Genomic DNA, 23557 nt, shown 5'->3' on the forward strand with positions numbered 1-23557 from the left:
GTAATGAGTTACACCCCAAGATGGACAAACCCATGAAAAGCATGTATAGTTTCTATCCAGTTTCTTGAGATAAAACGATGCAACTCAACCAAATATCAGTCAGGCCCATTTTAAAGCAAGAAGAACCAAAATATCAGGATTTGATGGAGGCCCAGCATTACTTAGGTGCTATTCCAAAAATTGGTGAAACCCTTTGGTATGTGGCCTATTCTGAAACAGAATGGATTGCACTGATCAGCTTTTCGGCCGCCGCATTAAAGTGTGCGGCTCGTGATAGCTGGATAGGATGGAGTTATCGCCACCAAACGGGCCGCTTAAAACTGATTGCCAACAACAGCCGTTTTTTGATATTACCGACGAGGCATGATAAAAACCTAGGATCACGCCTCCTTTCACTGTGCCTTAAACGCTTATCCAATGATTGGGTTGAAAAGTATGGACACCCTATTTTGTTGGTCGAGACCTTTGTCGATCCAAAGCGATTTCATGGAGGTGTTTATCGAGCCAGTAACTGGCAGGCTATTGGTTACACGAAAGGGTTTCGCAGGGTAACAGACGGTTACTCTGCTCAAACAGAGCACAAAAAGCTGATTTTCGTTAAGCCACTTCATCGTCGAGCACAATCTGTTTTATCTCACACTATATTAAGTCATCATTTTTTATTAGGTGAGGTAAAAATGAAAATAACGCGTCATCAAATGCGTTCATTACCGGATTTCTTCAAGGAAATTAATGATCCCCGTAGAGCCCAAGGGCGACGCCATAGAATACAGACTGTTCTGGGAATAGCCGCTGGAGCTGTGTTATGCGGCATGAGGAGCTATGAATCTATTTTTGACTGGGCTGAAAGCTTATCTCAAAAGTCCAGAGCGCATTTTCGTTGCCGTTATGATAAAGGCCGTTATGTGATTCCAAGCCTAAGCATTTTTAGAAATATCTTAGTAAGAGTAGACCCGAATGAACTTGACGCAGCCTTTAATGCCTGGAACAAAGCCTATGCCCAGGATGACAACTCACTCGCAATAGATGGCAAAGTCATGTGTAATGCGATTGATGAATCAGGGCGCCAAACACAAATAATGAGTGCTGTTGGGCATACCACAGGAATTTGCTACGCCCAAAAAAAGTAGGTACTTTGCCTGTTGGAGATGGGTCGGATGAAGTTAAGCAAACCAATGAAATAACATTTGCTCCGAAATTATTAGATACACTACCGATTGAAAATAAAGATATCACCAGCGATGCTTTGCACACCCAGACTGAATTCGCGCGTTATTTAGTAGAACAACGAAAAGCGCATTATTATTTTAGTGTCAAAGGAAACCAGCCGACACTGCTTGATGATATTACCACCTACTTTTCAAATGATAGCCGTTTGGCAGATTATGAAGACAAAGTGTCTGTCGGGCACGGACGAATTGAGATTCGTAGAATCTGGGTCACATCGGAATTAAGTGAGTATGTATTATTCCCTCATGTTGCCCAGGTTTATCGCATAGAACGAGAAATAACGGACAAGAAAAGTGGGAAAACATCACTTGCGACCGCTTACGGTGTGACCAGCAGAACAAAAAAAGACGCAGATCCGAAAACCATCTTATATAAAGTTCGAGGTCACTGGTCTATTGAAGTCAGTCATTATATTATTGACTGGGTTTTTGATGAAGATCGCTCAACAATTCGTACCGGTTATGGCCCTGAGAACATGACCCGTCTTAGGCGCTTTGCTATCGGATTAATAAAATCAAAAGTTGAGAAAGGGATTTCAAAGAAAATGAGGCAACTCAATAAGAATACCAGAGCTGTTTTAGACTATTTGAAAATTACAAAAAATACCAGGAGGCCTTGTGCCGCATAAGGTTTAGAATATGAACAAATTAACCCTGGGCTGAAGGGTATTGCGCATGATATTAGTCAGATAATTCAAACCAGAGAACAACTAGACTTGCTGTCTTATTATGATGATATTACTGGACTTGCCAATCATCGTTTATTCACTGACCGGCTTAAACAAATGCTGAGATTATCCCGCCGCCAGGATAAATCCCTGGCTTTGCTATTTATGGATCTTGATGGATTTAAGCTAATCAATGAAAATTACGGCCATTCTACCGGCGACGCTGTACTTAAAGAAGCGGCTAGTCGGCTAGAAGCCTTAACCCGCGACTCCGATACGATAGCACGCATAGGTGGCAATGAATTTGCGCTGATTCTTTTAAATTCTGGTAAACACGCCGCTAAAGTCGTTGCCAAAAAAATCTTGACTCGCATACTAAATCCATTTGTTATCAATAATCAACAAATGAGTATTGGTAGCAGTATCGGAATTGCCCTCTATCCACAGGATGGCGGTGACACCGAAACACTCATACAACAAGCAGACAATGCGATGTATTTTGCCAAACATAACAATAAGGCATTTACATTTTGTACGCCAGAGCTTGATGAAAAAAGCAAACGCAGACTTGAGCTAGAACAAGCCTTACGCAAAATTCTCACAGAAGAAAATGCCGAAAATACGCAAGAATTACGCATAGCATATCAATCCAAACACTACATTCAAGATAATAGTATACAGGGTTACGAGGCTTTAATTCGCTGGCAACATCCAGAGTTGGGCATGATTTCTCCGCTAGAATTTATTCCTCTTGCAGAAAAAACCGGGCTGATCTTAGAACTTAGCCAATGGATTACAAGACAAGTATGCTCCCAAGCTATTGCCTGGGCTGAAGAATGCGTTGATTTTAAGAATATTACAATAAATATTTCCGCCGTTGAACTCATCAACTATGAATTTACAAAAAATTTCATTAATCAGATTGAAGCGAATGGTGCACCCCTTGAATCAATTGCCATAGAGATAACAGAAAGTGCGCTAATGAAAATACCCGAGGTAAGTAAAAAAGCCATTCAAGAGCTAACAGAAGCCGGCCTAAACATATATATAGATGGCTTTGGCATAAGTCAGTCATCCCTACCCTACCTGAAAAATCTCCCCGTCAATTATCTCAAAATTGATGCTTCACTTCTGCTTAACCTAATCACTAACCATGAAAACCAGGCACTTGTGCAGGCTCTTATTAATATGGCTCACGCTCTGAATAAGGAAGTGATTGCGGTAGGCGTGGAAAGTAAAGAACAATTACAGTTTTTGCAAGATGCGGGTTGCGATATTGCGCAAGGGTACTATTTTTCCAAGCCGTCATCACCAGAACAAGTACAACTCTATATTTCACAGATATTTAATTAACTATACTTCGCGCGGTCACGGATGCGGAAAATATATTAAAAACCAGATCAATATTAGTCGAGCGAGTTACGTTGAGGCCCAATACTCTCAACAATCAGCTGATATTCTTCCACTTTTGGCTTATATAGATACATAGCTAAGGCAGATAAAATAATAAATATATATAAGGTATTAAAGCTATCGCCGAGTATATACATCACAAAACCATAGATACCAATCGTTTCAGCAACAGCCATAGAAATGATAATAGTCACTAAATAACGAGATTTTGCACTACGCTCACCCTTTCCCCTTTGATTTAATCGTAGCAACACATGACGCATAAATTTCATCAACGGAAAAGTCACGATGGCAACAACATAGAGTGAGGTTCTGATAATAATACGCGCCTGAGCGTCCATATCTGTTTGTATTTGATCATTATATATATGACAAATAGCAATGAAAGCCATTAGACTAAGTAAAGCCAAAGCCCTGATAATGCCAGCGAATATCAGATCAGGTTGTAATTGCAGTTGCAGTTGTGAAATCGCCATTTATTTACCCTTTTGTAGTGCGAGTCGATAACTATGCAATATGACAACAAAAGCAAAGAAATCATATAAGCCATGAATAATAATAGGCGTCAGTAGATTCCTGGTACCATCGTAATCAAGGTACAACCCAAGATAAATACTCACAGCCGTTGCCATTACAAAATACAAGGCTGTCACAGCATGAACCAGGCCGAATATAACACTACTCGCTAATATTCCTACTACCATACCCCATGAGTTTTCTATCCAGGGCTGGATAACTCCGCGAAATAAAATTTCCTCAGAAACACCTGCAATCGCCGCTAAAATAAACAAGTCAGTCCAGTGATGCTTATGCAGGCTAGGCCCAAGGGTTGTATGTAAGACCTGTCTAATCTTATCTAGTGAATCCAGTTGCAGCTGATTTAAAGCAATAAAGATAAGGCATAAAGGCAAGGTTCCAATGATGCCATTCATTACCGCCTGTTCATCGAAAATAATAAATTCAAATGGATTTATATCCGCTATCCAGCCCAATAACAGGGCAACTAGAATCAATGCACTCTCGAAATAGCAGGCTGTCTTAAAAAATTTTTCAGGGTCTATTGTAGGTTCATTCATTGTTAATTGATGCGATAATAATGCTAGTTTCAGTTAAGCAAGGATAATAATGCACTGTTTTATTTATAAAGGTAACAAAAAAGAAGAATTATATTTATATATCGCAAAACAAGATGATTTTTCCGCTGTCCCGCAAGCAATACTCAAAATCATAGGAACGCCATCATTTGTAATGGAACTAGCACTCACTCCAGAGCGTCAACTTGCACGAGAAAAAGCAAGCGACGTCATCAAGGGAATTGAAGAAAATGGTTTTTTTATTCAATTGCCACCTACCTTGTACCCTGCCCCCAAAAATCTACAATAGCAACATCACGTAAAACACACTTAACTCTCGCGAAGTATAACAGCGAGTGCCACGCCAGGAGTCTCTCTTAGGCTTTTGGCAGAGTTACACCCTGTTGCCCCTGGTATTTCCCGCCACGGTCTTTATACGAGGTTTCACAGACTTCATCACCACCAAAAAACAGCATCTGCGCCACGCCTTCATGCGCGTAAATTTTTGCGGGTAAAGGGGTCGTATTTGAGAACTCTAACGTTACATGCCCTTCCCACTCAGGCTCCAGCGGGGTGACATTGACAATAATCCCGCAGCGCGCATAAGTTGATTTGCCTAAACAAATAGTTAAAACATCACGCGGAATACGAAAGAACTCAACAGTTCTCGCCAATGCAAACGAATTAGGTGGAATAATGCATACATCAGACTTTACATCAACAAAGCTACCTTCGCTGAAATTTTTTGGATCGACTATTGCTGAATTAATATTGGTAAATATTTTAAATTCATCAGAACAGCGCACATCATAGCCATAACTTGATGTACCATAGGAAATAACCTTTCCCTGCTCAGTATCCCTGACCTGCCCTGCCTCAAAAGGCTCTATCATGCCTTTATCTTGCGCCATACGACGAATCCATTTATCTGATTTTATACTCATATTGCCCTTGTTACATTAATTTAAGATATTCCAGTTTAGGCTAATTTTATCCTAAACACAGGTCATATAGAATTTACTTCGAATAAATCCACGACTAGAATTTATCGGCATAAAAAAGGGGCTATAAATAGCCCCTTCGTTCACACCCAATCAGAATAGCTTTATTCTCTTATAGAAACTCTGGTTGATTGGCGCATTCCATCAACAACAGCAGCATAATCAGACTGTCCTAATGCTCTGGCTATATTAGCCATGGCAAGTTTAGATCTTTCAGTATCTTCTGCCGATTTAACTCCATCAGTCACCGCCAATAAATTCACTACAGCTTGATTACCTTCGGGGGTCTCTACGACTATAACAGTCGCCTGACCAGCAATCGGTTTTGCCGCCTTAAATACTGCCTCGTTAAGTTGTGCAGTTATATCAGTACTATCGCGCTTTAATCCGCTAATTTTTTCAATGTTAAGAGATAACTCTTCAGCGGCCTCCTGCATAGCAATACCGGAGAGTAATTGTTGCTTAATAGTTTCCGCCTGCTGCTCTGTTTGTTGCCTTGCCTGTTGAGTTTGAATCACAGCAATGATGATTTCCTGCACCTCAGACAAGGGTTTAGTTTCAGCAGGCTGATGTTCTTTCATGCGTAAGACAAGCAAGCGATCATCCCCCAACTCTAAAGGTTCACTATTATTTCCTTGTAAAACCGCTTCGGAAAAAGCGATATTTCTAACGGCTGGTTCACTGGCAATACCCTCACCTGCGTCCTGAGTAAATAATTCAACCTGTTGAATTTCTATACCCAATTCGTCAGCTACAACTTGCAAATTATCGGAATTTTCAAAGCTTACTTCAGTTAATATTTCACCTAGCTCATAAAAAGTTGTTTCTGCTGCAGCGCGTTGTACTGCCTGGTCAACTTCAACTTTAACCTCTGCTAAAGTTTTAACTTCTGCAGGCACTAATTCTGTTACGGTTATCAAATGATAGCCAAATGCGGATTGAACAGGCTCAGACACTTCACCTAGCTTCAATTCAGTTGCAGCTGTTTCAAATGCGGGCTCCATTACACCCATTTCAAATAAACCAAGATCACCACCGGTCTTTGCCGTCACGGTATCATCAGAAAGCTGAGCGGCTAAATCAGCAAATGATTCTTCATTTAAACGTAATTTTGCTGCCTGTGCATTAGCTAGCGCCTGCTCTTCAGCCACCTCATTTGTTTTAGCAAATAATATATGGCTGACCTTGCGCCGCTCTTTAGTCGAATAAATGGCTATATTATCTTGATAATATTCCTCTGATTGCTCTTCAGTGGGCTGCACATCATCCATCAAATCAGTTAGAGATAGCTCCACATATTCCACCGAAACTTGCTCTGCCGTCTGAAAATCATTCGCCTTCTGTTGATAGAAGGCGTTAATTTCTTCAGCTGTAGGAATCGTTTCTACAGGCATTAAAGCAACGGTAAGATATTCTATATCGCGAGTCTGGTTTTGAATCCTGAAAAAGCTTTCGATAGCCTGTTCAGAAACAAAACTAGTATCAGTGATGGCCTTTTGATACTGCTCCATCAGTAATGCTTTGCGGATACGGTTGACAAATTGTGCCGATGACATTCCTTGCGCCACTAGCATCGATTCATATTGCTTTTTATCAAATTTTCCATCACGCTGAAAATATGGTAAAGAAGCTATAAATTTGCGTACCGTTTCATCCGTAACCGTCAGCTTTTCATCTGTGACATGCTGTAACAGCAATTCATCACGAATTAATTTTTCGATAGCCTGGTTTCTCAATATTTCCTCAGGTATCTGTACCTCTGCATACTGCTGTCTGAATTGCGCATAAGCCTGATTTACATCGCGTTGAACAAATTCCTTGTCCCCAACAATGACAATGGCATTTTCCTGCCCACCATCGGTATAGTTTTGCAAACCCCATAATGCAAAGGGCACACATATCAATATCAAGATTACCCAGGCAAAAGTTCCCTGTGTTTTTTCTCTTATTTTTGTCAACATCTTATTAGCCTTACTCGATTAATTTACTTCTGAGTGCCTGTTTTTAAACCATCACCCTTGGAATAATATACTCTATAGGATCAATATATAAAGTCTATTATACTTCGCATGACCCATAACCATAATGCTTTAATAGTATCGTAGCTATTAGGTACCTATGTAGCTTGAGCAGCATCATCCTAGAAAAATCAGTTGCTCACGTTTTCTAGCACGAGCTCTTGATTCCACCGCACTTGCAAAAAATGTCCGCTTAACCGATGGGTGAAGCTAAAATTTTTTGAAAGTATTATATTAATTCAATGTCTTGCACTATAAATTCACGCTCAACTGATTTTTCTAGGATCATGCGAAACTTTGTATTCTGTATAAATAAAACCGCAATGTCAAACTGCGTATTCTTGTTGATAAATTTATTTATGACTTATATCGCATTAACCTAGAAAAATTTAAACAAAAAAAAACCCCGAACCAAAAGGTCGGGGTTTCTTAATATGGCGGAGCGGACGGGATTCGAACCCGCGACCTCCGGCGTGACAGGCCAGCATTCTAACCAGCTGAACTACCGCTCCAAAGTCTATGGTGGGTGCTGAGGGGTTCGAACCCCCGACCCTCGCCTTGTAAGGGCGATGCTCTCCCAGCTGAGCTAAGCACCCGACTTAAGGTATTCTATTATAATAGCTTTCTAATAACTTGCAAGCTAAATATTAGAAATATCTCTATTTCATACGTTGACGCTCTCTTTCAAGCCCTTTCCTGCTTTGAATGAAGGAATCTTCGCCGCTTTAATCGTTATCTCCGCCCCAGTTTGTGGATTACGACCTTTACGCTCAGCTCTATCTTTTACAGCAAATGTACCAAAGCCCACTAAAGCAACAGAATCACCTGATTTCAATGCATCGGTAACAGACGACATAAAAGAGTCGAGTGCACGCCCAGCATCTGCTTTTGTTAGCTCTGAAGCATCTGCCATTGCATCGATAAGTTCTGATTTATTCATTTATTATTCTCCTTAAGAAATATACACAGCACACGTTTATGCCGACCAGCCAAAAAACTAAATTTACTATGAAAGCGAGTGTATTTATATCAACTCTGTCTTAGTTGTGTCAAGCGATACAGCCTTGCACCTGCAAAATAACTGAGTCTAACTGATAAATTAATGCGCTCTAATCGACTTTTCATCTGCTTTCAAAGCGGTTTTATCAACCGTTTGCTTAAGTTTTTTTAATGGCTCAGGCTGATACTGCAAAGCTATCTCTAACACTTGATCAATCCATCGCACTGGCTTAATAGTTAAATTTTGTTTAACGTTATCAGGGATTTCCGCCAAATCCTTTTCATTCTCTGCAGGAATAATAACCGTTTTAATACCGCCACGATGTGCCGCAAGCAACTTTTCTTTGAGCCCACCGATAGGCAACACTTCGCCACGCAAAGTAATTTCCCCAGTCATGGCCACTTCGGCTTTAACTGGAACGCCAGTGAGGGCAGAGATGATCGCTGTGCACATGCCTATACCGGCACTAGGCCCATCTTTTGGTGTTGCGCCTTCGGGCACATGGATATGTAAATCCTGCTGTTGAAAAGCCTCTTCTTTTATACCTAAAGTTTCTGCACGCGCACGCACCACAGTAATTGCAGCCGCTATCGATTCTTTCATAACATCGCCCAGGGTACCCGTAGTAGATTGCTTGCCTTTACCTGGCATCGCTACCGCTTCGATAGTGAGCAATTCACCCCCTACTTCTGTCCACGCAAGACCTGTTACCTGGCCAATCTGGTCTTGCTCTTCAGCCAGACCGTAGCTAAACCGACGTACGCCCAGGTAATCCGCTATTATTTTCGCTGTAACACTGACATGTCCCCGCTTTTCTTTAAGTAATAATTCTTTTACAACTTTACGGCATATTTTAGAAATTTCACGCTCCAGGCTACGTACCCCTGCCTCACGAGTGTAATACCTTACGATATCTCGAATAACATCCTGCTCGATTTCTACTTCCGAATCTTTTAAACCATTATTTTTTAATTGCTTAGGCAATAGATAACGCATAGCTATATTGATTTTTTCATCTTCGGTATAACCCGCCAGACGAATCACTTCCATTCTATCCAGTAGCGGTCCCGGTATATTCATGGTATTAGCCGTCGCCACAAACATAACATCCGATAAATCAAAATCTACTTCTAAATAATGGTCGGCAAAGGCTTTATTTTGTTCAGGATCTAATACTTCCAGCAGCGCTGACGCTGGGTCACCGCGAAAATCGCCCGACATTTTATCAATTTCATCCAATAGGAATAAAGGATTACGCACTTTAATCTTGGACATATTTTGCAATATCTTACCCGGCATAGAGCCGATATAAGTGCGTCTGTGTCCGCGTATTTCCGCTTCGTCACGCACTCCCCCTAAGGCCATTCTGACATATTTTCTATTCGTAGCGCGGGCAATAGACTCACCTAAAGAGGTTTTACCAACGCCAGGAGGTCCAACTAAACATAGAATAGGTCCATTCAAAGATTTTACGCGCTGCTGAACGGCTAAATATTCTAATATTCGCTCTTTTACCTTTTCCAGCCCATAGTGATCTATATCCAATATTTCTTCGGCCAGCTTTAAATCATTACGCACCTTGGTTTTCTTTTTCCAGGGTACATTTATCATCCAGTCTAAATAATTACGTACAACGGAGGCTTCTGCTGACATAGGCGACATCATTTTTAGCTTATTAAGCTCGACTCCCGCCTTTTCCTTGGCCTCTTTTGACATACCTGCTTTGGCAATTTTTTGCTCTAGCTCTTCTATTTCGCTAACAGCATCATCCATTTCACCCAGCTCTTTTTGAATGGCTTTCATTTGCTCATTCAAGTAATATTCACGCTGATTTTTATCCATTTGCTGCTTGACCCGCACACGGATGTTTTTTTCCAGGGAAAATAAATCCGCTTCACTTTCCATTAGCAACATCAGCTTTTCAAGACGCTGCACTATATCGGCCATTTCCAGCAATTCCTGTTTTTCAACAACCTTCAGGCTCATATGCGCAGCCATAGTATCGGCAAGTCGCCCTGTTTCATCTATACCCGACAAGGCGTTTAATACTTCAGGCGGAATTTTGCTGTTTAATTTGACATATGTTGAAAATGAATCAACCGTCGCGCGAACCAATACATCCAGCTCTTTATCGCTCAACGTTATAACATCGTTAATTTCGCTTATTTCGGCAAAAATACAACCATCACGGTCATGATATTTAACTACCTGACTACGTTGCTCACCCTCGACTAAAACCTTTACCGTTCCATCAGGAAGTTTTAGTAATTGCAATATATTTGCTAAAGTTCCAACCGTATGTAATTCATCAAATTGTGGCTCATCTAGATCCGCTTCTTTTTGCGAAACAAGCAAAATTTGCTTATTTTCCTGCATCGCTTTATCCAGAGCTTCTATGGATTTTTCCCTTCCGACAAATAAAGGAATAACCATATGCGGATAAACGACTACATCTCTAAGCGGTAAAACTGGTGTTAAATCATCGTCACCGGTCACATCTATAATTTCATTGGTTTGCATAGGAAGCCTTTAATCAATTCATGTTTAATGCATATGATATAAGGATGATTAGGTATTTAACAAGGTATAAACCTAAAAACATCAGTTGAACGCTATATTTTCTAATAACCTAGTGAATAAATAGCGCTTTAAACCCAGTGATGATTCACACATTTAGTGAGTCAATACCGCTGCACGGTGTTGTAAAGAAATATGAGCGCTCAATCGATGCTTTAAGATAAAGCAAAAAAAAGCGGGCGCTTATAAATAAACGCCCGCTTTTAAATAATTAACCTAAGCCTACTGTTAATAACTATTCCGAAGCAGCAACCTTTTTCTTATTCTCATAAACAAAATAAGGATCGTTTTCACATTCTATGACTAATTTATCTATCACTACTTTAGCGACATTATCAACCGAAGGAATTTCATACATGGTATCCAGCAAAACACTTTCTACGATAGTTCTTAAACCTCTGGCCCCGGTTTTACGCTGCATAGATTTCTGCGCAATCGCATATAAAGAGTCTTCGCGGAATTCCAGTTCAGTGCCTTCCATTTCAAACAATTTTTTATACTGTTTGGTTAAGGCGTTTTTAGGCTCCGTCAACACCTGTATCAATGCTTCTTCGTTTAGTTCTTCCAGCGTAGCAACCACAGGTAATCGGCCAACAAACTCAGGTATCAAGCCATAGCGAATTAAATCTTCTGCCTCAACTTCAGCAAATATTTCGCCTACATTTTTGGCATCATCTTTGGTTTTTACTTCAGCAGAAAAACCAATTCCGCCTTTTTCCGTGCGTTGTTTAATAACTTTATCCAGCCCGGCAAAAGCACCTCCAACTATAAACAGGATATTCGCCGTATTTACTTGCACGAACTCTTGCTGCGGGTTTTTACGTCCACCCTGTGGCGCTACCGAAGCAACGGTTCCTTCTATTAATTTTAATAACGCTTGCTGTACGCCTTCACCTGAAACATCGCGAGTAATGGATGGATTTTCAGATTTACGTGAAATCTTATCAATTTCATCAATATAAATAATGCCTGCTTCAGCTTTCTCGACATCAAAATCACATTTTTGCAAAATCTTCTGAATGACATTTTCTACATCTTCTCCGACATAACCCGCTTCAGTCAGCGTTGTTGCATCCGCGATACTAAAAGGCACATCCAGAACCTTAGCCAGAGTCTCTGCCAATAAGGTCTTGCCAGAGCCTGTCGGCCCTATCAACAATATATTACTTTTACCCAGCTCAATTTCATCGCCTTTTGTTCCGTGGCTCCGCAAACGCTTATAATGATTATAAACTGCAACTGAGAGTACTTTTTTAGCTTGTTCCTGACCGATCACATATTCATCTAGTGCAGCCTTAATTTCCTTAGGCTTAGGTAATTTCTGCAGGCCTTCTTCGCTTTCATCCTGGTTATCACCAGCCAATTCCTCTTTAATGATATCGTTACAAAGATCAACACACTCATCACAAACATAGACAGATGGGCCTGCAATAAGCTTTCTTACTTCACTTTGACTTTTACCACAAAATGAACAATACAAAATCTTATCGCCATTACTACCTTTACTCATCGCTCATCCTTCATAATTGATTTAGAAGCCATTACTTTTTCAGGACTCTGTTCTATTAGATAATACCTTATCAATTAGCCCATAATCAACCGACTCCTCTGCACTGAGGAAATTATCCCTATCAGTATCGGCCTGAATTTTCTTCATATTATGCCCAGTGTGATGCGATAGAATTTTATTTAGCTTTTCACGAATGGTTAAGATTTCACGCGCATGAATATCAAAATCAGAAGCCTGCCCTTGAAACCCACCTAGCGGCTGATGAATCATCACCCGCGAATGAGGTAGACAATATCTTTTACCTTTAGCACCACCGGTTAGCAATAAAGACCCCATGCTTGCCGCCTGACCAATACACATGGTACTTACGTCAGGTTTAATAAACTGCATAGTGTCATAAATTGCCATACCCGCGGTGACTGAACCGCCCGGAGAATTAATATACAAATGGATATCTTTATCCGGATTTTCAGACTCTAAGAACAACAGCTGAGCAACAACAAGATTAGCCATGTAATCTTCTACCTGGCCGACCAGAAAGATCACTCGCTCTTTTAATAAACGCGAGTATATATCATATGAACGCTCACCACGTGCAGTCTGCTCTATGACCATAGGCACCAAGCCGCCGGCCGCTTCGGGCGATATAATATTACCTATTCCGTTATCACTATTAGCCATGCTCCAATCCTTATTGTTGTGTAGCAGGTTCCATTACATCTTTGAATGAAACGGGCTCATCAGTTACTTTTATTTTATCTAACACCCAGGCAACGGTGGCATCTTCCAGAACCATTTGCTCGACTTCAGCAAGACGTTCTTTATCACCATAATACCAGTTGATAACCTGCTCTGGATCTTCATAGCTCTGCGCCATATCATCAATCACCGCACGAACTATAGCCGCTTCCGCCTTGATTTCATTTTGCTGAATAATTTCAGCCAGAATCAAACCTAGGGCAACGCGACGTTTAGCCTGATCTTCAAAATCCGCAGTTGCTGGTTTGATATCATTAACATCGACATTACGTTTTTTTGCACTCTCGTAATACGGCTTCATTAAGCTTTCGATTTCCTGGTCAACCATCACGCCAGGTAAAGCAACAGAAATCGCATCATATAGAGCATCCATCACTGAATTTTTAAGTTTTGCCTTCAGTCCCTGGGCTAATTCGCGTTGCATATTGCTTTCTACATCAGCACGGAACTCAGCCAGCTCACCGCTTTCTATTCCATAGGCTTTAATAAAATCTGCATCAATCTCAGGTAATTTCGGATTCTCTATTTTTAGTACTTCTATCTCAAACTGTGCCGGTTTACCTGCTAATTTCTCGTTGCCATAATCTTCAGGAAACGTGACTTCGAAGGTCTTTTTATCGCCTACAGCAAGTCCAGTTAATTCATCCTCAAACCCTGGAACCATCTTTTTTGAACCCAGCTCAACCTGAAAATCATCAACCGTTCCTTCAGTGAAATTTTCGCCTTCACAAGTACCCGAAAATTTAATCGTAACCTGGTCACCCTCTTGTGAACTCTGCTCGGATACCTGCCAGTCTTTCTTTTGCTCTTTCAGCTTATCTATCATCGCGTCAACATCGCTTGCTTCAATGCTCGCGACAGGCTTGTTTACTTCGATAGTATCTACTGCGTCTAAGGTAAAATTCGGATACACTTCAAAAACAGCGGCAAAGCTAAAGCCCTGGTCACTCTTAATAGGCTCAATATGAGGCATGCCCGCCGGACGCAAATCGTTATCCTGCAAAGCCTGAACGTAATTTGTCTGGATTAAGTCGCCAGTAATTTCTTCTTTTACGCGCGCGCCATACATCTTTTGCACAACTTTTTGCGGAACTTTTCCCGGACGAAAACCGTCTATCTTTACTTCGCGAGCTAAAGACTTTAAGCGCTCATTGACTTTATCCTGAACAATATCTTCAGGAATACTAACGATCATTTTTCTGCTTAATTCCGATGTCTTTTCGACAGAAACTTCCATTGATTTACCTCAAAACTGTTGTATATGGGTTGACTATTAATTCCCGCGTTGGGGATGTATCTCGGGAGAGTTAACGATGATTATCGTTAATATTTCATTTGCTTATTAAGTGGTGCGAGCGGAGAGACTTGAACTCTCACATCATAAGATACTGGTACCTAAAACCAGCGCGTCTACCAATTCCGCCACGCTCGCATACTTAATTCGAAGGCGCATTATAAACAGCTAATTCAGTAAACACAAATATAAATTCAAGCAGAACTCACTAGGCATTGCTGGTTAAGTTCGCTGTAAAATTATTAAGTCTTTTGAATCAATACAGTACACACAGAAAAAAATAAAAAAATTTTCCTACAATAAGCATAAAATTATATAGCGATACCTTGTTGTGTAATTCGGCACTATTTCAATTCCCTAAACAGATCTAAATTTATCCGGCATTGCTCATACCCGAAGCACACAATCAGGTATACTCTACCTCTTTTTTTAAATATATTGAGATAAATAATGAGACCTAGCGGACGCGCACTCGATCAACTGAGAGAGGTAAAATTTACCTGTGGATACACTAAACATGCTGAAGGTTCTGTCTTAGTTGAATTTGGCGAAACACGTGTACTCTGCACAGCCAGCGTAGAAAATAGAGTTCCACGTTTTTTAAAAGGCAAAGGTGACGGCTGGGTAACCGCCGAGTATGGCATGCTACCCCGCTCTACACATACGCGCATGGGACGTGAAGCTAGCCAGGGTAAACAGGGTGGTCGTACTCAAGAAATCCAGCGCCTTATTGGCCGCTCTTTACGCGCTGCCGTTGATTTATCCGCCTTAGGTGAACGCACCATCACCATTGACTGTGACGTTTTACAAGCCGATGGTGGCACTCGGACAGCCTCTATTACCGGTGGATTTGTTGCATTATCAATTGCCCTACAGACGCTATTAAAGCAAAAGAAAATCAAAAAAAACCCGATACACGGACAGGTAGCCTCCATTTCAGTTGGTATCTACAAAGGCATGCCGGTACTGGACCTGGATTATATAGAAGACAGTAATGCCGAAACCGATATGAATGTGGTTATGAATGATGCCTCTGCTTTTATAGAAATTCAGGGGACTGCTGAAGGCCATGCTTTTCGTCAGGAAGAATTAAATGCCATGTTAGATCTGGCTAAATCAGGTATTGCCGATTTAATCAGTAAACAATCGGAAGCTTTAGAGGCTCATCTTTAAAACAGTATTATCTTTATATCCATAATCCTAGAAACCGCAGTTGAGCAGGGATTTTGTGGAAAATCTGAGTGCGAAAGACAAGACACAGCTAGCAGGCAATGGCCGTAGCCCTTGGCAATAGCTGTAACGCAGTATTTCGCGCTCAGATTTATTCACAAAACCGTGAAGCGGAGTTTGTTCACCGTGCAGATGATAAGTTGTTACGGTCATTATGTTTTATATGCAAATGCCTAGAGTGTTTTTTAGCGTTCAACTGAGGTTTTTAGGATAATGCTCTTCATAATAAAAATGATACCTGATTACCCATAAGTCTCGGCAAATACAGCAGCCCGTAAATTCGTGAAATACAAAATAGCTTAAGAAATTGTATTTCCTGCTTAATTATTTCGCTAGCTATTCACTAACTTCGGGGATGCTGTTGACTTAAGAATAATCTCCTTCTCCAGAGGGAGATGATTGGGATGAGGGAATTATCAATGCATGATTTTATTCTCCTCACCCAACCCTCTCCGGCAAGAGAAGGCTTAAGCCAACAGCATTAGTGTCAGCCCCCTTATCAGAATACACATTATGAAAGGCTTTAATCCTGATGAATAAATTCATAATCACTTTTTTGCTTACTTATCTTTGCGCCATTTCCTCAGGTTGTAATCCCGATTCGATCAGCAAAAATATCAAGGAACCTGAGCAAAAGCCGCCCAGCAAACAAGGTAAGGATTTGGTTTCGTCGCCAGGTACATTTGACGAGGTGTTAGAGAAAAAATTTTCGGCGTACACGAGTACTTTCGGCAAACCGGTCGGTATCGCCGTTATTGTTCGCGACAAATCGGGGACGTTATTTGGACAATATGGTTTCGACAAACCTTATACACTGAATACTCGACATCACGCGGCAAGCACCAGCAAGACGTTTACCAGTGCTGCTATTCTAAAATTGCATCAGGAAGGAAAACTCAATATCGACGACTTGATTACGGATACGATTCCGAATCGCAACAAACCGTACCTTCCAGATAATGATTTGTTCAAAATTCCTTACAAGTCGCAGATTACGATTCGCCAATTACTTTCTCATCGGGCTGGCGTGTTCGATGTTACTAACAACGATATCCCTGAAACAGTTGATGCACCATACGCCGGCCAGCGTTTTGTTGACTATCTCATGAGAAAAAAAGGCGAAACTCACACATTTACTAAAGAAGAATTGCTTGCGCCGGTTTCCAAAGGCCAAATCAGCTTCTTCAAGCCAGGCAAAGATTTTCACTATTCCAATACCGGCTATCAATTACTTGGCATTATCGTTGAACGAGTTTCAGGTAGCCCACTTGATCAATATTTGAGTAACAACTTTCTGAAACCGTTGCACATGAACGAATCAGCGTTCATCGTGACCGGTAGTCACAAGAATTCAACAGCCACCATCGACAACTACCTTCAGGTGGACGGAAAAGTCTTCAAGCCCCCCTTCGACAATTTGTCGTCAGCGCAGGCTGACGGTAATCTTGTTACCACGCTCGCAGACTTGAGTAATTGGGCGTACCGTCTTTGGGGAACCAATGACATTTTGAATAGTGAGACACTTGCGCAGATGAATGCTCAAAAGGCAACCGCCGATCGGCACGGTACTTACGGATTGGCAACGACAAAGAAGCCAAAAGATCTGGGAATCGGTCATGACGGAGCGCGCGCTGGGTTCATGACTGTCATGAGATACCACCCACCGACCAAGAGTTCTTATGTTGCAGTGATGAACATTTTGAATGTCGACGACATGCATTCAGAGGATAAGGTCCTTGTCGAAGCCATTCGGGAAGCGATTAAATGGAAACAGAAAGAATCTAAGTAGGACGGTAAAATAGGGTCACGAAAAATAGAGGAGGAAAAAGAGGTCTGCCCCTAAAACTCAATAAGAATCCAATCTAACATTCACTCATTCCACAATAATACAGCATCATGCCCAATTATCGGCGAGCATTCGTTCCGGAGGGAAGCTGTTTTTTTACAGTTAATCTATTGCAATGATATGATAACAACCTATTGATTTGAGAGATGAATTTGTGATGGATTGAGGATTATGGAAAATCATAGAAAATTGAATGAAGATTTAACTAATCGTGGCATAAATTATTAATTTTGAAAAAAATGAGCCTAAAAACTGAACGGAATAAAAAGAAATTAGCCAATAAAATACGTAAAGGCTTTAGAGGTTATCCCGCTGCAACCGTTGCATACTATGGCCCAACAGATAAAAAAGCTACGAAAGTTGCGGTTGGGATTGTTGCAAAGAAGAATGCTAGTCCAGAACCGATGAAAAGTTGGTTATCTACAGAAGATATAAGAAATGATCCTCTGGTGCTAGAAGAAGTATTAGATTTCATCTCTGCATACAATGTAAAGTCCATTGCTATGCTTGATGCTATTATCGGCTGCCCACACCAAGAAGGTATTGATTATCCGGATGGAGAGAAATGCCCAACCTGTACATTTTGGAAAAACCGCGATCGATGGTCAGGCGAAAGCATACATTAATTTAACCTATTTTATTGAAGTGTGTCATCCCCCAAAACCTGGCTAGACTCTTTTAAGTATACTTTGAATATACCTGAAACTGCTGCTGAGGCAGGTAGGTCCAATTAGCGCAGCGTAATCGGACGAATGATTAGTTTCGAGAGAACAATTCGCTACGCGATACGGTGCGACGTGTTCGTAAACGTCATCCTTTTCAAATTGATGTATGGGCTGTATTACCGGATCATTTGCATTGCGGCCGGACATTGCCGCCAAATAACAGTAAGTTCGTATGCGTTAGCGGTTAATTAAAAGCGGCTTCTCATGCAACATGGATTGCTAAGACGTGTTGTAGATTGGCCTTACTCTACTTTTCATCAATACCTTGCTCAGGTTATTGATTTGCCGTGTGGAACCGATATAAATATTTCGGTGGGCAGCGGAATAACATGCGTCCGATTACGCTACGCTACGCTAATCGGACCTACCGGGCTTTTGTAAATATCAATTATCAATTTAAAACCTTTCTAGTGAGTGTGCTTTTAGCACGTTAGTAAGCTATTAATTGTACCTATACTCTAGAAAGTGCTCTTTAACAAAATTTCAATAGTCGAGAAGAGCATGAGTATTGAAGAAAAAATTGAAAATCCCTATGGGATGTTCAGGTCTTGCAATAATTATTAATAATCATAAATCAAAGACTCCTAATGGTATGGGTGGACTTCCTGCAGTTAGGTCATCTAAGTTGTAATATAATCAAAATTCATAGGCGATAATCGTTTTTCATGATTACCATTATCCTTCAATAGAGTATGAATTTAAGAACTGCCGTCCCCAGAATAGTTTTCTATCTATCTCACCAAGCTTGGCTTCGTCACATACCGCATCCCAGTTTGTTTCTATAGCTTGCTTTTGTTTTTCAAAAATTTCGCGCGCATCTTGTTCCGAGATAAGGAAGGAGTGTGCAGCCCCAAGGCAGGTTTTTAACTGGCTAAGATTATTATTGCCTGATATTAGCATCGCATGGGAGGCTTCATTGCCAGAACGCCCTTGAGGACATATATCATATGCAGGTGTTAGGCTTAAATCTTTGCCATTCCAAAAAGCCGCGTGATTACGGGCATGGTCATCCGTATTGCCGCAAAGAATATTGAAGGTCAGGCGAGAGAATAATTCTATCAGTGTGTCTTTTGGATCGGTAAAACGATAACGAATTATTTCAGCCAAAGTTTCATAGCTTGCATAACGCGCCATCATGTCATCAAGGGCAAATAGAGTTAGTGCGGATACCATTGATTTACGAGCCCAGCCCTGCTTGGTTTCCTCACGATCAAATCGTTCGACAAGTAACACATCTCGATTTGCTGCGGTTTCCAGTTTAACGGGTGCAACATCAAGCCCAACAATGTCGGCTAATTTCATGGCGATAAATTCAGCTTTTACTACGCTGTATATGTCAGTGCTGGAAGAAAATTTGGCGACATATTTTTTATTATTATCTTCAACTAGAGCTTTTGGCCTTGCACCGCCAATGGCCGTGCCATGATACAAGGCAATATCAAGTTCTGGGGTGAGTGGAACACCTTTTTCAACACGCGCGGCAGAATCCAATAGTTCTTCGAGAGCAACATTGGTCGCGCTACGCGGTTCATAATGAAAGGGGGACTGTTGAAAGTCCAATGCACCGATACGATCAGAACCTGACTCTAATAAATAAGTTAGTTCATCCAGGACAGTTGTATCTGTATCCGCACCTTTCATACCCAATTTTTTATTAATAATGACTCGCCTCCCCCAAGCATCGGGCGCACCGTCACGAATGCATCCGGGCATACTCAACCCATCAAGCAAAGGTAACGCTCCTGACTTTAAAGGCAGTTCAGGTTCGTAAATAGGAATAGCTGGTTTTGTATCGTTAACCCGTTCAAGGTAACTTTTACCATAGTTGAACAAAAGATTGCCGTTATCAGTTTCCAGCTTTCCTGCTACAACTGGTTCGGTTTCATTCGGCAGCCATATCCAAACATAAGCTTCGCTGTATTGATTGTCAAAAGTCATCATGTACCACCCTAGTTTTTGATTTGATACGTTTAGGCAGCAAGGCAACTTTATCTTTAGTTTGTTCTATTTGTCGTGAAAGAGGGAAATTATCATGTTCGAACAGATATACGCCAACGAGCGTAGCGACCTCGAAATATAGGCCAATAGCACAATTCATCTCGCCATTTTCGATTTTCTGCAAGGTGGCTCTGGAAATACCAGCGCGTTCTGCCAGATTTTGCTCGCTCCATTTACGTTGTTTGCGCCCAAGCTTGATCTGCTCTCCGAGTAAGGTGGTGGTTTCTAAGGCATATTTGGAATAAGTTCTTTGCTTTTTCATGGTGGCCATTCTTAGGTATGTCTAATTTAATGGTCACTAGGGTATATAATGACCATTACTATAGTCAAAACTAGCAGTAAATTTATATTGAGTCAAGAAAAATGACTATTTTAACAGTCATATACATGCTTAATGATTATTTTAATGGTCATTTAAAGTAATCCTGAATCTTTTACTCTTGTTCTTAACTTATGTGGACTCCCCTGTGTCAACAATAAATTTGCCCAATAAAAGAAATAAATGCGTACTTATGTACGAGCTCTATAGAGAGTAGCTAACTCAGGCTCTATGATATTTACGCGAACGTGTTTTCAAATCTATTCAGCGAGCTCGAAGCTCTTTGTTACGTACTGATTTAACACGCTGATTTTTATCTTCGATTTTGCATTTTTTATTGTTGGAACTCTTTTTAAACAGCGAGTAGCTCTGCTTTGTATTCTGTGCATTGAGTGAGCATGGCATAAGCCGTTCTCGCTGTTTTATTAGCCAATGCGACAGCCGCACATTTTTTACCTCGACGCTCAACTAATCCTTGTATCCATGCATTCTTTTTGGTCTTTGCCTCTCTTTTTACAACCTGACTTACTGCTGACATGGCACCTGTAATGAGCTGACTTCTAAGCGTACTATTTTTCACATACCGGCCAATAGACCCGAGGTTCGTTTTTCCCCCAGAGGAATATTGTAACGGTGTTAACCCAATACAAGCCGAGGCATCTTTCCCTTTTTTAAAGGCACCCAACTCGGCACACCCCAAGGCAATGTAGAGATTAATGGCATTCAATGTACCTACGCCTTCAAGTTTCAGTAAGCGTTTGCAATCCTTATGCTCGTTTATAGAGGATTCTAAACACTCATCGTAGACTCGAATTGATTCCAATAATTGCGAATACTGCTTCCAGGCGATATCTAAAGCCGGCCTGAACTCACAGGAAAAACCATTTTCTGCATCTTCTAATACCGATGCGACAACGCCTTTTAAGCCACCATTTTTAGTCGATACCCGAATATTAAATTCAAGCAATAAAGCTTTCAGCTGATTATTTAAAGCTGTTTTTTGCTTAATTGAAAGCTCTCGTAAACGTAATACAGACTGTAATTGTTGCTGTTTTTCATTCTTACCGTCTATAAACCTTATTTCAGGAAGTTGAGCGGCCTGAACAATGGCCAGTGCATCATTTTTATCTGTTTTCTGGTTCTGCCTGACGGTTGCTACTAATTTAGCCGAAATAAGACGTGCATCGTGTCCTGCTTCAATCGCTCTTTGTTTCCAGTAGTTTGATGTACCACATGCTTCAAATATAATGATGCTGGGCTTGGTTTTAAAAAGCCAGTGAAGAAATTCGTTATGTATCATTTCCTTGTTGGAATGCACCTTTTTGTTTGTATAAATACAAACTTGAATGACTTCTTTTGCTAAATCAACACCAATCATTGTATGCTTCATGTTATGGACTCCATAATATTTTGTTTGAGAGCAACTACATACTCTACCTATTTGGGTGGGGAGTCCAATTATCTATTTCTATAGTGCTAATGACGGACAAAAAGACCAACAAGGTGGGTGGGTTATTTATTGCGAGTTGCCTAAGTTTAACTATCAAGCAAAATGTAACAGTTCTCCTTGTTTGTCAAAGGCTAGATATTTCGACAGGTCACCACCATTTTGCACGGTTTGCACCATCATTTTTAATGGCTGTTCAGCTTCCTTGGAGCTTGGTAAAGTAGCATTTACCCCTGAAAGACAGGCAATTAAAACAATACTCCAGTCTTGCTCCATCTGCTCTGATTCTTTTATCAGGTCTGCAAAGTTGCTTAATTCTTGTAAATCTTTGTCGACACACATAATCGCTTGTAATTCTCCACCTTTTCCAGAGTGAAAGCGCCGTTTATCATCGTCAGTATGATCTTTGGGTAATGAAGTCTGTAAAAATACAAACAGAAAGCGTTGGGGTTCTTGTTGTTGTTTGCCAACGGCTAATAAGGTTTGGTAATTCGTTATTTCAATCATGTTTTTATTGGGTTCCAGGGTATATGAAGGTGCTTGGCTGTACTAGGCACCTGGAAACACACATCATCCAACTTTGCTGGTCTTTTTGTCCGTCATTAGCACTGTAGCAATAATTACGTAACCAGTTATGCGCCTAATGCTACAGCACTAATGACAAACAAAAATTCCGCCCAAATATTGGACGCTTATTTATTTCCAGATGCCTTATATTAAAAATAGTAACCACGTTCTGTGGGCGTGGGTAAGTTCGCAGGCATTGCCTGATAATTTTTAGAGCGTGTCTCAAGAAAAGGGGAATAAATGAGAGTTGTCTAGTTAAAAGAGCTTAACCCAATCCTTTATTTATTGTTATAACTATTGCTGATTACGTACAACTCTTAGCTACAGTAGAATAAAACTAGAAAATCAGCATGTTAAAAACCTCGTCATTCCCGAAGTCTTTTATCGGGAATCTGTACTAAACCCATGAGATCCCTGCTAAAAGCATGCAGGAATGACGGAGAATGGCTGAAAGTCATGGGTAATCAGGTAACTATTTGAAGTGCAGGTAAAATAACATGTTTTAGCATAATAATTCCTGATTACGTCCAACTCTCAGCCATAAGAGAATAAAACATTAAAAACAGTATATTAAAAAACTCGTCATTCCCGAAGTCTACCCAGTCAAGCGTGGGCACAAGCTTTATCGGGAATCTATGCTTAACCTACGAGATCCCTGCTAAAAGCATGCAGGAATGACGGAGTCTAGCTGAGAGTTGTGGGTAATCAAGTAATAATTTAACTAAAATCACCAGAAGAATTAAGTACCCCAAATAGTCAAGACAACTATTCCAAATTTCTTATTCCTAAAGACTAAGCTGCCACATTCAGAGTTGAATCCGCAAAAGTGTTTATTTTGCGGTAACTACTCAGGATGTCTGAGCAGTTACCATGATACTAACAA

The 23557-nt window shown here is 40.7% G+C and carries 20 protein-coding genes and 3 tRNA genes; 7 read left to right on the forward strand and 16 right to left on the reverse strand.

The genetic code is table 11. From position 1 onward, the window contains the following. The first annotated feature begins 77 nt into the window (after positions 1-77). From ACQY3F_RS18345 to ACQY3F_RS18355, 3 genes are all read left to right on the forward strand, one after another. Complete coding sequence (locus tag ACQY3F_RS18345) at positions 78-1130, forward strand: Druantia anti-phage system protein DruA (protein ID WP_428353913.1); 1053 nt, start codon at positions 78-80, stop codon at positions 1128-1130. Further along, positions 1109-1858, forward strand: a complete 750-nt coding sequence (locus tag ACQY3F_RS18350; RefSeq protein ID WP_428353157.1) for an ISAs1 family transposase — start codon at positions 1109-1111, stop codon at positions 1856-1858. The genes ACQY3F_RS18345 and ACQY3F_RS18350 overlap by 22 nt, the downstream gene beginning before the upstream one ends. A gap of 87 nt (positions 1859-1945) precedes the next feature. Then, positions 1946-3250, forward strand: coding sequence for a putative bifunctional diguanylate cyclase/phosphodiesterase (locus ACQY3F_RS18355; protein ID WP_428356448.1), 1305 nt, complete (start codon positions 1946-1948; stop codon positions 3248-3250). Between the two features lie 53 nt (positions 3251-3303). Here ACQY3F_RS18355 and ACQY3F_RS18360 read toward each other — a convergent pair whose 3' ends face one another. Both ACQY3F_RS18360 and ACQY3F_RS18365 read right to left on the reverse strand, forming a co-directional pair. Next, positions 3304-3786 carry a hypothetical protein gene (locus ACQY3F_RS18360; protein ID WP_428356449.1) on the reverse strand — a complete coding sequence of 161 codons (483 nt, stop codon included), beginning with the start codon at positions 3784-3786 and terminating at the stop codon, positions 3304-3306. Then, on the reverse strand, positions 3787-4386 hold the full coding sequence (locus tag ACQY3F_RS18365) for a lysostaphin resistance A-like protein (protein WP_428356450.1): 600 nt from the start codon (positions 4384-4386) through the stop codon (positions 3787-3789). 49 nt (positions 4387-4435) lie between these two features. Between ACQY3F_RS18365 and ACQY3F_RS18370 the strand changes: the two genes are divergently transcribed. Beyond that, positions 4436-4693 carry a YcgL domain-containing protein gene (locus ACQY3F_RS18370; RefSeq protein WP_428356452.1) on the forward strand — a complete coding sequence of 86 codons (258 nt, stop codon included), beginning with the start codon at positions 4436-4438 and terminating at the stop codon, positions 4691-4693. Positions 4694-4760: 67 nt separating this feature from the next. Here the strand turns inward: ACQY3F_RS18370 and dcd are convergent, their stop codons facing one another. From dcd to ACQY3F_RS18420, 10 genes are all read right to left on the reverse strand, one after another. Beyond that, positions 4761-5327 (reverse strand): dCTP deaminase, encoded by a 567-nt coding sequence (dcd, locus tag ACQY3F_RS18375; protein WP_428356454.1) that lies wholly within the window; start codon positions 5325-5327, stop codon positions 4761-4763. Positions 5328-5488: 161 nt separating this feature from the next. Next, positions 5489-7345: a SurA N-terminal domain-containing protein gene (locus tag ACQY3F_RS18380; protein ID WP_428356455.1), complete on the reverse strand. Its 1857-nt coding sequence runs from the start codon at positions 7343-7345 to the stop codon at positions 5489-5491. Positions 7346-7837: 492 nt separating this feature from the next. Further along, positions 7838-7914, reverse strand: a tRNA-Asp gene (locus ACQY3F_RS18385). An 8-nt stretch (positions 7915-7922) separates the two neighbouring features. Continuing rightward, positions 7923-7998, reverse strand: a tRNA-Val gene (locus ACQY3F_RS18390). 68 nt (positions 7999-8066) lie between these two features. Then, positions 8067-8342 carry an HU family DNA-binding protein gene (locus tag ACQY3F_RS18395; RefSeq protein WP_428356456.1) on the reverse strand — a complete coding sequence of 92 codons (276 nt, stop codon included), beginning with the start codon at positions 8340-8342 and terminating at the stop codon, positions 8067-8069. Between the two features lie 159 nt (positions 8343-8501). Continuing rightward, entirely contained in the window at positions 8502-10922 is a 2421-nt protein-coding gene (lon, locus tag ACQY3F_RS18400) for an endopeptidase La (RefSeq protein WP_428356457.1), read from the reverse strand. Between the two features lie 292 nt (positions 10923-11214). After that, positions 11215-12489: an ATP-dependent Clp protease ATP-binding subunit ClpX gene (gene clpX, locus ACQY3F_RS18405; protein WP_428356459.1), complete on the reverse strand. Its 1275-nt coding sequence runs from the start codon at positions 12487-12489 to the stop codon at positions 11215-11217. Positions 12490-12528: 39 nt separating this feature from the next. After that, on the reverse strand, positions 12529-13170 hold the full coding sequence (clpP, locus tag ACQY3F_RS18410) for an ATP-dependent Clp endopeptidase proteolytic subunit ClpP (protein WP_428356460.1): 642 nt from the start codon (positions 13168-13170) through the stop codon (positions 12529-12531). A 10-nt stretch (positions 13171-13180) separates the two neighbouring features. Then, positions 13181-14485 (reverse strand): trigger factor, encoded by a 1305-nt coding sequence (gene tig / locus ACQY3F_RS18415; protein WP_428356461.1) that lies wholly within the window; start codon positions 14483-14485, stop codon positions 13181-13183. A 110-nt stretch (positions 14486-14595) separates the two neighbouring features. Further along, positions 14596-14680 (reverse strand) — tRNA-Leu (locus ACQY3F_RS18420). 312 nt (positions 14681-14992) lie between these two features. Between ACQY3F_RS18420 and rph the strand changes: the two genes are divergently transcribed. From rph to ACQY3F_RS18435, 3 genes are all read left to right on the forward strand, one after another. Beyond that, a complete protein-coding gene (gene rph / locus ACQY3F_RS18425) occupies positions 14993-15715 on the forward strand; it encodes a ribonuclease PH (RefSeq protein ID WP_428356462.1) in 723 nt (240 codons plus the stop codon). A 589-nt stretch (positions 15716-16304) separates the two neighbouring features. Next, positions 16305-17561, forward strand: coding sequence for a serine hydrolase domain-containing protein (locus ACQY3F_RS18430; protein ID WP_428356464.1), 1257 nt, complete (start codon positions 16305-16307; stop codon positions 17559-17561). Positions 17562-17857: 296 nt separating this feature from the next. Beyond that, complete coding sequence (locus tag ACQY3F_RS18435; RefSeq protein WP_428357741.1) at positions 17858-18244, forward strand: hypothetical protein; 387 nt, start codon at positions 17858-17860, stop codon at positions 18242-18244. 774 nt (positions 18245-19018) lie between these two features. On the opposite strand, the gene ACQY3F_RS18440 is transcribed toward ACQY3F_RS18435, so the two are convergent. The 4 genes from ACQY3F_RS18440 to ACQY3F_RS18455 all read right to left on the reverse strand — a co-directional run bounded on the left by ACQY3F_RS18440 (position 19019) and on the right by ACQY3F_RS18455 (position 22614). Then, positions 19019-20284 (reverse strand): type II toxin-antitoxin system HipA family toxin, encoded by a 1266-nt coding sequence (locus ACQY3F_RS18440; protein ID WP_428356465.1) that lies wholly within the window; start codon positions 20282-20284, stop codon positions 19019-19021. Then, positions 20271-20603 carry a helix-turn-helix transcriptional regulator gene (locus tag ACQY3F_RS18445; protein ID WP_428356466.1) on the reverse strand — a complete coding sequence of 111 codons (333 nt, stop codon included), beginning with the start codon at positions 20601-20603 and terminating at the stop codon, positions 20271-20273. Before ACQY3F_RS18445 ends, ACQY3F_RS18440 begins: the two co-directional genes overlap by 14 nt. 409 nt (positions 20604-21012) lie before the next feature. Further along, positions 21013-22050 (reverse strand): IS110 family transposase, encoded by a 1038-nt coding sequence (locus ACQY3F_RS18450; protein WP_428356468.1) that lies wholly within the window; start codon positions 22048-22050, stop codon positions 21013-21015. Positions 22051-22203: 153 nt separating this feature from the next. Next, positions 22204-22614, reverse strand: a complete 411-nt coding sequence (locus ACQY3F_RS18455; protein ID WP_428356470.1) for a hypothetical protein — start codon at positions 22612-22614, stop codon at positions 22204-22206. Between the last annotated feature and the right edge of the window lie 943 nt (positions 22615-23557).

Source organism: Methyloprofundus sp. (assembly GCF_965251085.1).
In the GTDB taxonomy this organism is placed as follows: domain Bacteria; phylum Pseudomonadota; class Gammaproteobacteria; order Methylococcales; family Methylomonadaceae; genus Methyloprofundus.

Bases quoted from the DNA above. Each gene is read 5' to 3' on its own strand.
- ACQY3F_RS18345 (WP_428353913.1), top strand. From the start codon at position 78: ATGCAACTCAACCAAATATCAGTCAGGCCCATTTTAAAGCAAGAAGAA.
- ACQY3F_RS18360 (WP_428356449.1), bottom strand. From the start codon at position 3,786: ATGGCGATTTCACAACTGCAACTGCAATTACAACCTGATCTGATATTC.
- ACQY3F_RS18365 (WP_428356450.1), bottom strand. From the start codon at position 4,386: ATGAATGAACCTACAATAGACCCTGAAAAATTTTTTAAGACAGCCTGC.
- ACQY3F_RS18370 (WP_428356452.1), top strand. From the start codon at position 4,436: ATGCACTGTTTTATTTATAAAGGTAACAAAAAAGAAGAATTATATTTA.
- dcd (WP_428356454.1), bottom strand. From the start codon at position 5,327: ATGAGTATAAAATCAGATAAATGGATTCGTCGTATGGCGCAAGATAAA.
- ACQY3F_RS18380 (WP_428356455.1), bottom strand. From the start codon at position 7,345: ATGTTGACAAAAATAAGAGAAAAAACACAGGGAACTTTTGCCTGGGTA.
- ACQY3F_RS18395 (WP_428356456.1), bottom strand. From the start codon at position 8,342: ATGAATAAATCAGAACTTATCGATGCAATGGCAGATGCTTCAGAGCTA.
- lon (WP_428356457.1), bottom strand. From the start codon at position 10,922: ATGCAAACCAATGAAATTATAGATGTGACCGGTGACGATGATTTAACA.
- clpX (WP_428356459.1), bottom strand. From the start codon at position 12,489: ATGAGTAAAGGTAGTAATGGCGATAAGATTTTGTATTGTTCATTTTGT.
- clpP (WP_428356460.1), bottom strand. From the start codon at position 13,170: ATGGCTAATAGTGATAACGGAATAGGTAATATTATATCGCCCGAAGCG.
- tig (WP_428356461.1), bottom strand. From the start codon at position 14,485: ATGGAAGTTTCTGTCGAAAAGACATCGGAATTAAGCAGAAAAATGATC.
- rph (WP_428356462.1), top strand. From the start codon at position 14,993: ATGAGACCTAGCGGACGCGCACTCGATCAACTGAGAGAGGTAAAATTT.
- ACQY3F_RS18430 (WP_428356464.1), top strand. From the start codon at position 16,305: ATGAATAAATTCATAATCACTTTTTTGCTTACTTATCTTTGCGCCATT.
- ACQY3F_RS18435 (WP_428357741.1), top strand. From the start codon at position 17,858: ATGAGCCTAAAAACTGAACGGAATAAAAAGAAATTAGCCAATAAAATA.
- ACQY3F_RS18440 (WP_428356465.1), bottom strand. From the start codon at position 20,284: ATGATGACTTTTGACAATCAATACAGCGAAGCTTATGTTTGGATATGG.
- ACQY3F_RS18445 (WP_428356466.1), bottom strand. From the start codon at position 20,603: ATGAAAAAGCAAAGAACTTATTCCAAATATGCCTTAGAAACCACCACC.
- ACQY3F_RS18450 (WP_428356468.1), bottom strand. From the start codon at position 22,050: ATGAAGCATACAATGATTGGTGTTGATTTAGCAAAAGAAGTCATTCAA.
- ACQY3F_RS18455 (WP_428356470.1), bottom strand. From the start codon at position 22,614: ATGATTGAAATAACGAATTACCAAACCTTATTAGCCGTTGGCAAACAA.